General features: G+C 43.8%; 6 protein-coding genes and 1 tRNA gene. 1 reads left to right on the top strand and 6 read right to left on the bottom strand.

The genetic code is table 11. The features are described 5' to 3' along the window. Window positions 1-596: 596 nt before the first annotated feature. A tRNA-Gln gene (locus NDI35_RS24230) sits at window positions 597-668 on the bottom strand. A 101-nt stretch (window positions 669-769) separates the two neighbouring features. Further along, window positions 770-3,577, bottom strand: a complete 2,808-nt coding sequence (locus tag NDI35_RS24225) for a GAF domain-containing protein (protein ID WP_445314943.1) — start codon at window positions 3,575-3,577, stop codon at window positions 770-772. Between the two features lie 741 nt (window positions 3,578-4,318). On the opposite strand from NDI35_RS24225, the gene NDI35_RS24220 reads away from it, so the two are divergent. Further along, the gene (locus NDI35_RS24220; protein WP_006631154.1) at window positions 4,319-4,705 is read left to right on the top strand and encodes a response regulator; all 387 of its coding nucleotides are present in this window, start codon (window positions 4,319-4,321) and stop codon (window positions 4,703-4,705) included. A 147-nt stretch (window positions 4,706-4,852) separates the two neighbouring features. On the opposite strand, the gene cheB is transcribed toward NDI35_RS24220, so the two are convergent. From cheB to NDI35_RS24200, 4 genes are all read right to left on the bottom strand, one after another. Further along, window positions 4,853-5,938, bottom strand: coding sequence for a chemotaxis-specific protein-glutamate methyltransferase CheB (gene cheB / locus NDI35_RS24215; RefSeq protein ID WP_445314942.1), 1,086 nt, complete (start codon window positions 5,936-5,938; stop codon window positions 4,853-4,855). 273 nt (window positions 5,939-6,211) lie between these two features. Further along, on the bottom strand, window positions 6,212-8,707 hold the full coding sequence (locus tag NDI35_RS24210; RefSeq protein ID WP_445314945.1) for a hybrid sensor histidine kinase/response regulator: 2,496 nt from the start codon (window positions 8,705-8,707) through the stop codon (window positions 6,212-6,214). A gap of 105 nt (window positions 8,708-8,812) precedes the next feature. Further along, entirely contained in the window at window positions 8,813-10,696 is a 1,884-nt protein-coding gene (locus tag NDI35_RS24205) for a methyl-accepting chemotaxis protein (protein ID WP_445314941.1), read from the bottom strand. Between the two features lie 334 nt (window positions 10,697-11,030). Beyond that, window positions 11,031-12,494 (bottom strand): methyl-accepting chemotaxis protein, encoded by a 1,464-nt coding sequence (locus tag NDI35_RS24200; RefSeq protein WP_445314940.1) that lies wholly within the window; start codon window positions 12,492-12,494, stop codon window positions 11,031-11,033. Window positions 12,495-12,637: the final 143 nt, after the last annotated feature.

Here is a 12,637-nt window from a genome sequence, read left to right as displayed (position 1 = left end):
CTACTCTTTTTCTCAAATCTAGACTGTATGCCATTTTTCGGCTCCGAGTTAACAATTTTTCTTGATTTTACATCATCTTGCATTTGTCTCACATTTATTTGAAATGACTATATTTTGTATGAGGGCTTACGCAAAAAAAACTGGTTTCTGCCACAACTCCCCACTGGCGGCAAAAAAAACCGGTTTCTTATACCCTGTGTGCAAGTCCTAATGAGGTTTGTAGTTATGAAGTCGGTCTTCTCTCGTCGCCATTGGGCAGACTAGAAACAATCAGTTAAACAATTGATTGAGCGAAAGCATCCAGAATACAAGCCCCCAGCTTCATTCCTTCGCAGACTCAGTACCCAGAAATAAAAAACCTGTATCCGATAAACCAGCCCCCGAATTTATCCGTGGGGTCAATGCTTCCATTCTTTAATCTCAAATCTCAAATCTCAAATCGATTAAACCAGCCCCCGAATTTATCCGTGGAGTCAAGGCTTCAATCTAAAATCTCAAATCTCAAATCGATTAAACCAGCCCCCGAATTTATCCGTGGGGTCAATGCTTCAATCTAAAATCTCAAATCTCAAATCTATTGACCGGACACAATTTAACTGGGGCGAAAGGATTCGAACCTCTGAATGGCGGGACCAAAACCCGCTGCCTTACCACTTGGCGACGCCCCAACGTCTTAACCTTCACTATCTTAACATTCAAACACAGCAATCTGTCAAGCATTTTGACAATAAAATTTAAAAAATCTTTTTGAAACCGATCGCCCGCAGGTTTATTCTTTGATCGCAGGGGGGCGAGCTACCGGGATTTCAATCCTGAAATCAGCTCCCTGTCCCGGTTTCGAGATACAGTTCAAGCTTCCTCCGTGTTTTTCCACCACAATCTGGTAGCTGATAGACAAGCCGAGTCCCGTACCCTTGCCCACAGGTTTAGTGGTAAAGAAAGGGTCAAACAAGTGGCATTTAGCTTTTTCGGCCAATCCCGGCCCGCTGTCTTGAATCCGAATCACCACAAATTGACCGATCGACTTTCCTGACTGATCAGCCTCCGAGTCTGGGGCCACCACCGCCGTCGAGATTTTGATCGTCTTGGGTGGGGGCTGATTTTCCAAAGAGTCGATCGCATTCGCCAAAATATTCATAAATACTTGGTTTAGCTGTCCGGGATAGCACTCTACCTTCGGCAAGTTGCCGTAGTCTTTAATTACCTCAATTCCCGGTACGAGTCCGTTTGACTTCAAGCGGCTCTGCAAAATCAGCAGCGTGCTGTCAATCCCTTCGTGAATGTCCACCCGCTTCATCTCTGCTTCGTCGTGCCGTGCGAAGTTCCGCAGAGACAGGACAATTTGGCGGATGCGTTCGGTTCCCATCTCTATTGAAGACAGAATTTTCAGCAAATCCGGCGCTATGAAATCAACATCGATTTCTTCGTTTTTGTCGAGTATTTCGGGGCAAGGATCGGGGTAGTGCTTTTGATACAAGTGCAGTAAATCCAGCAGATTTTTCATGTACTGCTTGCAATAAGTCAAGTTGCCGTAAATAAAATTAACCGGATTGTTAATTTCGTGGGCGACGCCGGCGACCATTTGACCAAGAGAGGACATTTTTTCGTTTTGGATGAGCTGAGCTTCTTTCTGCTGCAACTGCTGCAAAGTTTCCGTCAGTTGGCGGGCTTGAGTTTGGGCTGCTAAGGCTGCCGCGCGGGTTTGGGCGTAGAGTTCGGCTTGGTCGATCGCGATCGCCAGTTGATCCACCACCGCTTGCAGCAATTCCACTTCGCTCGTCGTCCAGGAACGGTGGCTGCTGTAATGGTTGCAAACTACAGCACCCATTTGACCGGAGCGAGTCTTGAGCGGCAGCAGCAGGTTAGAAAAAATCCCGAGACTGGTCAAAAAATCTCGCGTGGGCGGTTCTATGCAGAGTGCTGTTGCCGCGTCCCCGATCCGGAGCGTTTGGCGGTGGGAAATTTTCTCGGCCAGCAGGGTTACTTGTTCGATCGGGTATTCTGTAAGCCGCTCTTTCAGTTCGGGATTTGCCGCCTCGTGGGTGATTGCAAAGCTTGGCTGCCCGTCTGGCGAGATGGAATACCACAAAAAGTAGCACTGGTCAACCTGCAACAAGCTGCGAATTTCGTTGACAGCCGTATCTAAAATTTTGTCGAGGTCGAGGGAATTCCGCATCTGGCTGGCGAGGCCGAAGAGCAGGCCTTCCCGGCGGCTCAACAATTCTTCTCGGGCCGTGATGCGATCTATCGCCACGGCGATGGCGTTAGCCATGCAGCCCAGAACTTCTAGCGCTCCCTCGCTTACCAAAGCGCTACTGCACAGAGCCATCACTCCCACGAGCCGCTCCTCCACTATCAGCGGATAGGCAATGGCGCAGAGAGACGGGTTCGACAGTAGGCATACAGGAGCCGTTTGGAGTTTTCCCGGTTCTGCTCGCACCCAATCTTCTATTTCCCGTTCCCACCCTTCGGTGCTGAGTCCTGAATCGGCCTGCAATTCTAACTGCTCTGTCTGCGGGTTGAACGTCCAGATACTCGCCTCTTTGGCGTCGAGGTAATCTACCATTGCCTCGGTGCAGCGGCTGAGGATGACCGATATTTTCCCGCCTTGTCCGAGGGCTGCACCGACTTTACCTTGCAGGGTTCCCAAGCGCGATCGCTCTTGTAGGGACGCTGCCGTTAGTTGACTATCGGAGGTGTCCCGCGATCCGGCCACCATTTCTCGGATTTGTTGGGTATGGTCCGCGTGCCCGATGCCCGCTGAAGCTTCCCACAAATATTGAGATGTGCCTGTTTCCCCCAGCGTCGGGAGCTTTTTTGTTCGGTATATTCTCGTGCCGCTCTCTGGCGTCTGTTCGCCACACAAGCTCGATCGGTTCTTGCCACCAACTAACTCCGAGATTAGCTGGCTATCGGGGGTGATGTCTTCTACTTCTGGCAAGTGTTTCTGGGCTTTGAGTAATTGCCAGCGCAGATCCACCAAACTCGCAACTTGCCGACCCAAAGCTTCCATAGCTTCTATCGTTTCTTTTGTCAAGTCTCTCGGCACGAAGTCCATGACGGATAGCACTCCCAGCATCTGCCCATCTGAGGTGACGACTGGCATTCCGGCGTAAAATTTCACGAAGGGGTAGGAAAGCGTCAGCGGATGCTCGGCAAATCCCACGTCTGTGGAAGCGTCTCGGACAATGGCCACAGGCGGTTCCTTGAAGGAATTTGCAGGGGGTTCGATCGCAAATTCGGGAGCAACTGGCGGTTGTTGCAGGGAAATTGCCCGGTCAAATTCCGAGTTTGAGTTTGATCTCTGGGCAAACTCTTCGGGAGTTTGGTTCAGGGCGCGATCGCAAAAATTCAGGTAACGCTGGGCCAAACTTTGATCGATACCTAACTGGGACTTCAACCAGTGGCGGTTACCGTCAATCAAGCTCAAGAAAGCAATAGGAGTTCGGCTAATCTGAGCTGCCAAGCCAACTAAATTGTCCAAGCAAGCCTCGGGAGCAGAGCCGAGAAGCTGATACAAGTCAATGTTATGGAGCTTGAACACTTTTTTACCAAGAGGCAAGGGTGCTTTCATCATGTGTAACTGCCCGTTTAATTGCTGGCAACCGCCCTTCTCAATACTTCCCTTGAAAAACAAGCTATGAATTCTGTGCTGTGAGACTCTGGGCGCAAGTTCGGCGCAGGTTGCTTGCGCCGAATTCAGACTAACCTCTTGACCGATCTGGAAACTTTTGAGTTATGGGAGTTAGAGTACCCCAAATCTTAAGACTATATAAATTATACTTCCCGTTGACTATGCTTTTGAATACCTCCGGCTCTCTAAATCTAAGAGCCTCTGTTGAGAGGAAGCAGCTTTCCAAAATATAACGCGATTGCTTACCTAGAATTTTTTAATCAGTTTAATTGTATTTTAACAAACTTGTCTAATCCTGGGTAGCTGGCTTGCTGGTAGATTTAAATCAGGGGTGTGTGCCACAATACCAGTGTCCTTTAGCGAGCTGTGCCTTAGATGGTTGTTCAACTACAGTTAGGAGATGAATTACAAAAGATTGGTAAGATGTTAAACTTTGTAACAATAGTTACTCCAACTCGACCTTCTAGGGTTTCTGGGCCCAGATGCACATTTTGCAACTGTTGTAATTGCCGATCGACAACTCTCCCAATCCCTTTTTTCGAGTTTGATGTAAAAAAACAGGACTAAACTTTCTACTAATGTTCCAACGGGGTTGGCAACTATTGCACAGAGGCAACTCTAAAAAAATGACGGGGTAAGTATGCTTTGTATTTTCAAGAACTATAAATAAACAGGGAGAAGAATATGTCTGCAAGTAGCAGTCAAGTACCAACTATTTTGGCAGTTGATGATAGCGTCGTGATGCAAGGACTTGTTAAACAGGCCTTAAGCAAAGAGTTTCGAGTTCTCGTAACCGACAATGCAGTGGATGCTTTGTCAACTATTTATCACGAACAAATTTCTGTTTTGTTGCTGGATGTTTCGATGCCTGGTATTGACGGATTGGAACTCTGCCGCACGGTGCGGAGCTTGCCTCAGTTTCAGAATTTGCCGATCGTAATGCTGACAGCGCGAGATGGAGCCTTTGATAAGGTACAGGGGCGTTTGGCGGGAGCAACAGAGTATTTAACTAAACCGTTTGATGCTGAGAAGTTGCGCGAGGTAATTGGTAAGTTTATCAAAATCAAATAATCGGACTTAGAAAAAAAATTCAGTTTTGAGTAATTATGAAGTAATTTGAGTAATTATGAAGTAAAAAGTTGCGATCGCGCTTTCTTATCCCCGATTTTTTTAACCAGTTCCGGCGCGGGGTATTGTGCACTCTTTGCGGGGTAAGTCCTAAATTTTTAATTTAGCCAGGAGTAGGGGAGCGATCGCACTGACAGGTAGAACATATTGGGCTGCACCGAGGGCGATCGCCTCCTTGGGCATTCCGAAGACAATGCAGCTAGCTTCGTCTTGGGCGATTGTCAACCCCCCTTGTCTGGCGATAGCCAACATTCCGTCAGCACCATCTCTACCCATTCCTGTCAGCAAAACTCCCGCTGCTGTCCGGCCATAAAAATTAGCTACCGACTTAAATGTCACCGTTACAGAAGGGCAGTGTCCCGCGACATGAGCAGCTTCTGAATAAACAAATCGCCCTTGAGAGTCCAATTCTAAATGACGTTTTTCGGGCGGGAAATAAACAGTCCCTGCTTGTGGCAATTCCCCAAAAGAAGCGATCTTAACAGGCAGTTTCGATTCATTACCCAGCCAATCAACTAATCCTTGTAAAAAACCTTCACTGATGTGCTGAACACAAATTATAGGCACGGAAAAACTAGCCGGAAGTTTAGAAATAATTGCGTACAGTGCTTGTGGCCCCCCTGTAGAAGCCCCTATAGCCAATACTTTAATAGTTGGGAATTTAACATTTTCGTTAGAAAATTTGTAATTAGGAACAGGTGCTTGGTTGATTTTTACAATTTGATTATTATCTTGTGTTGGCATCTTTTTTTGATGCCGTGTAAATACTTTAACTCCAGAGAGTATTTTAACTTTAGCTATTAATTGATTGGCTAGGCGAGCGTAATCAGATACCAACCCGCCAATCGGTTTCGGAAAAACATCCAATGCACCAGCATTTAACACTTGAAATACATTGTGAGTATCATTCGCTTGCACTGAAGCACTAATTACTAAAATTGGTAGCGGATATTTCTTCATTACTTCTTCCGTAAATTCTAACCCGTTCATTGGTGCCATATTCAAATCCGTACAGATTACTTGGGGCTGAAGTTTGGGGATTAATTCTAGTCCTTCTAATCCGTTGCAAGCTGTTCCTACAACTTGGATGTCTGGCGAGGACTCAAAAATTCGTTTGAGGACGAGCGTAACTACTGGAGAATCTTCAACTAACAATAGTTTAATGGGCGATAACATTAGTTTGCTGGGGAATGGGGAATGGGAAATGGGGAATGGGGAATAGGGCACTTGTGCTGCCATTCGACTTACTTCCCTTCGGCGAAGCTTAGCGGGCAAGGCGCGCAGGGCGAGTGGCTAAGCTCAGCACGAGTCGCTCAGTAACCGCGTAGTCAAAGTATTGGGTATTGGGCATCGATGCACTGGTAATGATGCACTGGGCACTGGATATTCGGTCTTGCTAATTGCTAGTAAATAACAAATGCCTAATAACCAAGGAGTAATGACTAATGACTAAACTAACCTTTTTAGTGTCTCTACCAACACATCTTGATTGAAAGTACCTTTAGGAATATAAGCATTTGCCCCCGCATCAGCCCCTCTTTTTCTATCTTCATCCGATGCCAAAGATGTCACTAAAATTATCGGCAACTCACTGTATTCTTTTTGCTCCCGAATCTTAATAGTCAGAGCCAAACCGTCTAAATTTGGCATTTGTACGTCAGAAATCACAGCATCAAAATCGCGAGTTTTCAATTTATGGAAAGCATCCAATCCGTCTACCGCAGTCACAACTTCGTAACCCGCAGCTTCCAGGATGCGCTTTTCTTGAGTGCGCGTGGCTATCGAGTCTTCTGCTAATAGTATAACTTGTTTTCTGCTGGCAGTCTCAAGTTGCGATCGCGCACCAGAAACCCCACGAGACGAAACTTGCTGGCGTACAGATTTTATCAAATCGTGGGGATTGAGTACCATACAAACTTCCCCAGTACCCAGAATTGTGGCGCCCGAAACATTTCGCACCCGTTTCAGCAATTGACTTTGAGGTTTCATCACCACATCCTGTTCGTCTATCAAAGCATCTACAAATAATCCCAATCTTTCCTCCCCAACTTTCAAAACAATACAAGGCATTTTTGAAGAAGTTGAATTTAGAAAGTAGTTGGGATTTTTTCTCAGAGCTTCGCTCCCGTTTTCCTGTCTCCAATACCGATTTTTTTGCCACCCTTGTCTATTGTTTAATTCTAGTAAATCTGTCAGATGAGCAACTGACAGAGGCTGACCATTTGAAAGTATAGTTTCCTTACCTTCTATAGCAAATATCTCAGACTGAGACACCTGTTGAGCCGTGTCTACAAACTCGACTGGCAGAGCATAAGGAATGTCTTCAACTATGACAATTAATACATTTGCTGTAGCTAAAGACGTGCTGATTTGCAGCCTCAAAGTGCATCCTTTCCCCGGTAAAGACTCTACTTGAATACTACCTTTTAGAGCTTCAACATTAGTACGAACTACATCTAAACCCACCCCGCGCCCCGATACTTCGGTAACAAATTTTTTTGTCGAAAAACCCGGAGTAAAAATTAAAGATTGTACTTGACTTTCGGTCATTTCTGCCAGTTGTTCAAACGTACAAATATTACGTTTTACAGCCGTTTGTTTAATGCTCTCTAGATTTAGTCCCCGGCCATCATCAGCAACTTCAATAATAATATTGCTAGCAACATTATAGCCTTTTATTCGGAGAGTAGCCACGGGAGGTTTACCTAGTTTTTTACGCTCCTCAACAGTTTCAATACCGTGGTCGATTGCATTTCTAATCATGTGCATTAAAGGATCTTTCATTTCCTCTAAAATGCGTTTATCTGCTGTAGTTTCCCCTCCTTCAATCACTAATGCAACTTCTTTACCTTCCCGTTTCGCTAAGTCTCGAACAGTGCGAGGAAATAAATTAAAAATAGTAGACAAAGGCAGCAGTCTCAGAGTGCGAATTCCTGATTCTAATGCCTCAGCGATTAATTCGAGTCGGGCAGTATCTTCATAAACTCGATTTCTCAAGCCGTTGACTAAAGCTCCGAGAGGTTCTAAACGTTCTCCTGTACGTTGATAGTAATCCTGCAATTGGCTAAATTTACCGTTGGCTTTAATACCGTTTTCATCTATTTCCATCCGATCGACATTCAAGCTCGTTACAAAATATTCTCGGCTCCACTCTTCCCACAAAGTTGTAATTTGTTCGATCTCTGCAACTCGGTGTCCTAGCCGAGTTTTTGTGACAGTAAGTTCCCCTGCTTGAGTCATTAAATCGTCTAAATTTTGAGTAGCAACGCGAATGGTTTCAATGCGGTAAGATGAGGTTGAGGAGGCAGTAACTGCCGACTGCGAAGCCGACGCAGTGGCTGGTTCAGAAGGTGCAGGCAAGTTTTGAGCTTGCCGTAGAAATTCGGGCTTGGATTGTAAGGGTAAAAAAGAGGAATTTTTCTCTAAGTTAAGGACTTCAGAAGTTTCAACATTTGTTTCTAGTTCTTGAATAAGATGCTCAGTAAATTGCGGTTCTACCAACGGTTGTTCTGGTACTTGTGAAAATGAGGGATCTACTATTGAGGCTGCTGCCTGTGGCTGTGGCTGACTAGAAGCACCCATCATGCTAGCGAGGATGTAAAAAGTATTAACGCCGGAATCTTCGCCGGTAACGGCTTCGTCAACGAGTTTCCGCATGGCTTCTAAACCTTGCGAAAGTCGATCGCTAATATCCGAATTCAGTTGAGTTTCTCCCCGCTTGATGCCTCCCAAAATATGCTCCATTTGATGAGCTAAAGAGGCTACATCTTTTACGCCTAGCATCCCAGCATCACCTTTAAGAGAATGGGTTTCTCGCAACAATTGTTCTAACTTAGCTAAGTCGCTCGGATGTTGTTCTAAGTACAGCAATCCGTCGTCTAGCTTCTGCAAGTGTTCTTGACTAGCGACTTTAAATACATCTCGAAGTTCTTGATCTTCAATCATCATATATGTTTTTGAGTAATAGGTAATTGAGCATGGCTCATGGGTAAGTGGTAATGATAATTATGTTGAATAGTCAGTCGATTGCTAATGACTAATGACTAATGACTACACTACTTCTTTAAGATTAAATGCAGCTTCTGTGAGTTGTTGAGTACCGATTTTAACTTGAGTAATGCCGCTGACTGTTTGAGACGCGGATTCCTTCATAGAACTCATGGCATCACCTACTTGCTGAATTGCGATCGCCTGCTGTTTAACATTAAATGAAATTTGCTGGTTGCTAGCAAACACCAGATTGCAAGCTTCCCTCACACCCGTAAAAGCTTCTGCCGTATCTTGTGCTGTTTTCACCCCTTCTGCAACCGTTTTGCGACTATCTTCAGTTGCTTTTACCGTTGAGTCGATCGCACCCTTAATTTCTGGAATAATACCATTAATCTTTTGTGCTGCTTGTTGGCTTTCATCTGCTAACTTACGAATTTCGCTTGCTACCACCGCAAAACCTTTACCGTACTCGCCGGCTCTGACTGCTTCAACAGCGGCGTTGAGAGCCAGCATATTAGTTTGGCTGGCTAAATCGCTAACCAAACTTGCGAGAGTCGATATATTGCCAATCTGACTCGTGCTGTCGTCGAGTCGATGATTTTGCTTAGAAATTGCCACCACAGCTTCTCTAAGATTCAGCATTTGATTGAGAGTTTGATCTACCTTTTTAGTACCTTCTTCGGCTAGATTTAAAGCTTGGCGAGCGGCAATGGCAACAGACTCAGCTTGCTCGGCTGTTTGCTGAGAAGATCTGCCCAAATTTTCTAGAGTTATAGTTGTTTGATTAACCGAGACAAATTGCCTATTTGCTATTTGCTCTTGTCGGTTCATATTTGATTCTATTTGCATTGAAAATGACGATATTTGGTAAATCAATCCCCGAATCAGAGCAACAATTTTTTGCAAAAAAAACCATCCCAATCCCAGCACCACCGCCAGGGAAAAAATAGCAATAAATGCAGCAATTTTTTGAAGAGAATCTATAGAATAAAATAGCACTTTTTTGGGTGAAGTATCCACAATTACTAAAAATTTGTTTGTATTTTCTTTGCTGGGAAAAACTGTATTATAGCTAATCACTAAATCCTTATCATCAATATTTCCCTGACCCCCTGAGAGTATTTTAGCAACAATGTCTCCTGAATAATCATTTTGGACATTTTCCTTAGTTTGGAGTTCAAATCCCCATGCTTTTTTAGAATTGGGATGAGCCAGATAATACCCATCTTGATTTAAGATAAAAGATTGGTCTGATAGTTCAGGATTAAAATTTTTAACCATATCGATCAGAGTGCTACCCAGAGCATTCGTAATTAAAAAGCCTTGTCTTTCTCCTTTGGGATCAAAAATTGGAGTTGCGTAGCGAATTGTTGGCTTGTAAGGAATTTCTATTTTCCCCCTTTCCTTATTCAGATTTAAGGAAGACACATAGACTTCTCCTGGTTTTAGCTTCATAGTTTCCGAAAAGTAATCTGTGTCTGCTTTATTTTGTAGTTGAGAATCTGGAATAACTTGGATATTTGTGCCGTCAGAATCTACGCGCACGATCTCCTTGCCAGTGTTATCTATGTAACGCAATTGCATATAATATGGCTTGGCTTCCATCATGGATAAAAATGTGAGTTGCATTCGATAAAGCCAATCTTTATAAGTTGAATTAGTCTGTTTGTCTACTCCATTTCCTTCTCTCGCTCTAATCAGTCCCTGAACAGCGGGAGTTTTGCGGAGAAACAAAATATCTGCTCTAAAATTTTCAAATTTGTTAATCATTTGAGTAGCGGTAGAATTAACACTGTCACTAAGGCTTATTAATGCTAACTTTTGCAGGGCTTCTGTTGAAGAATAAATTCCATACCAACCAACAATGGATACTGGAATCAAGGTACTTAAAATTAGGAGCAGCAACAGTCGATGCTGCATTTTTTGGAAAAATTTGTTAATCATTGGTTACTGGGAATCGGTTACTGGTAACTTGTACGCTCGCATAGTATAAGTATAGGGAATTGGAAAATTGTACGATCGCGTAGCCGAAGTATTGGCAATTGTGAATGGGTAGTAAAAAAAATAACAACTCCCAAATAATAATAACTCACAACTCACAACTAACTACACTGCTGATTTGAGATTAGGTTCAGATTTCCTCAAAAACAAGTTATTACTCCCGTTAATATCGCTGGAATTGTAGCGATGTCAATCGCCAAAGCAATTGTTTTTATTGTTAAGGATATATTTGGCAGTTTTGGCATTTTTGGGGAACTACTCATAATTCATCGCTCTCCTACAAAACTGCCTTCAAATCTAAGGCTGCTTCATTCAATTTTTGAGTGCCAACTTTAGTTTGACTGATACCGCAAGCGGTTTGGGCTGCGGCTTGATTGAGAGAGTTCATAGCTTGCACTACCTGTTCGATCGCGATCGATTGCTGCTTGGCATTTAGCGAAATTTGCTGAGAGTTCAAAACTACATTGTTAATGGCATTGGCAACTCCTGCAAATGCTGCGGCAGTTTCTGAGGCAATATTCACGCCCGATTCCACTGTTTTAGTTCCTTCGTCTGTTACCATTACCGTTGAGTTAATCGCCCTTTGAATATCAGCAACTAATAAATTAATTTGCGCTCCTGACTTTTTACTGCGATCGGCAAGTTTGCGAATTTCTGACGCCACCACACCAAACCCCTTGCCATGTTCCCCCGCTCGCACAGCTTCAACAGCAGCGTTGAGTGCTAACATATTAGTCTGATTGGCTAAATCGCTAACTACAGTTGAGATATTACCAATGTGATCTGTTTGTTCGCTCAACTCTATAATTTGTCCTTGGATATCCTGAACTTTAGTTTTTAGAGTTGCCATTGCTTCTAAAGTTTGTTCTACAGCTTTTGTGCCACCTCCAGCTAAATTCAAAGCTTGCATTGCTTGAGCCACGGCTGTTTCTATCTGCTGTGATGTCGCCCTGGAAGAGGCTCCCAATTCGTCCATTGTAGTAGTAGTTTGATTTACTGAAGCTGCTTGCTGACTTGCCATGCGTTCCTGTTCTTCCACGGTGGCTGCAATCTCAGTGGAAGAAGCTGCGATCGAGCTAATTGCGCGATCGATAGTTTGGGCAATTCCTGACGAAATCAGCCAAGCTAGCCCCGCACCAAACAGCACTAACAGCACCGAACCAACCAGCAGCGTAGATACCAAAAAGCTTAAAGCTTCCTTCGTCATTTTCGTTTTTTGTTTAACAATATTTAATTCTGTTTCCCGAAATTCCCCGTTCACTTTTAAAAATTCATTCAGAAAATTTGTGTACTTGCCTGTATTAAATACAGCGAGAGCTTTCGCAGTCTGATTTTCCTGCAATAAGCGAACAATTTCTTCGTTACAACCATCATAATATTGATTTACTAGCTGCCGCATCCTTTGCAAACGGATTCTCTGTTCGGGATCTTTAACCGTCTGCTCTACATTATTGGCCGACTGGCGAGCCAACTCTGCACCTGCTTGAAAATCCTTTAAAAACTGCTGATTTTTATTAATTAAATACCCGCGCAGTCCCCGTACCATTTGCTCTGCACCTAGGGATATATTAGTTGTTTCTCCGACTACCTGCTCTACCCTTTCCGTTTCTTGAAAAGTTTTAAACACCTGATTTGTAGTAGCAATAACTACTACGGGAAACCCTAAGTATATAAGTGCTGGCGCTAGATATCCGAGCAGCATCTTGTTTCTAATGTTTAAGTTGTTTATTTTAGCAAACATATTTTTCTCCTTAATTTAAACAAGTGCCTACACGAATTAGATTCCTTTGTCAAATATCGCTTGAAAAGCGGATTTGGTATAACTAACTTCTTTAGTCCTAGACGCATTTCAAGATAATTCTCTCATGCTAAGTCCCGCTGGTT

Origin of the sequence: Microcoleus vaginatus FACHB-2002, assembly GCF_040004035.1 — a bacterium.
GTDB lineage: Bacteria > Cyanobacteriota > Cyanobacteriia > Cyanobacteriales > Microcoleaceae > Microcoleus > Microcoleus vaginatus_C.
This window is presented reverse-complemented; position numbering and strand designations above follow the sequence as displayed.

What these genes read in the sequence shown, in the direction of transcription:
- cheB (WP_445314942.1), bottom strand. Translation starts at nt 5,938, where the DNA reads ATGTTATCGCCCATTAAACTATTGTTAGTTGAAGATTCTCCAGTAGTT.
- NDI35_RS24200 (WP_445314940.1), bottom strand. Translation starts at nt 12,494, where the DNA reads ATGTTTGCTAAAATAAACAACTTAAACATTAGAAACAAGATGCTGCTC.
- NDI35_RS24225 (WP_445314943.1), bottom strand. Translation starts at nt 3,577, where the DNA reads ATGATGAAAGCACCCTTGCCTCTTGGTAAAAAAGTGTTCAAGCTCCAT.
- NDI35_RS24205 (WP_445314941.1), bottom strand. Translation starts at nt 10,696, where the DNA reads ATGATTAACAAATTTTTCCAAAAAATGCAGCATCGACTGTTGCTGCTC.
- NDI35_RS24210 (WP_445314945.1), bottom strand. Translation starts at nt 8,707, where the DNA reads ATGATTGAAGATCAAGAACTTCGAGATGTATTTAAAGTCGCTAGTCAA.
- NDI35_RS24220 (WP_006631154.1), top strand. Translation starts at nt 4,319, where the DNA reads ATGTCTGCAAGTAGCAGTCAAGTACCAACTATTTTGGCAGTTGATGAT.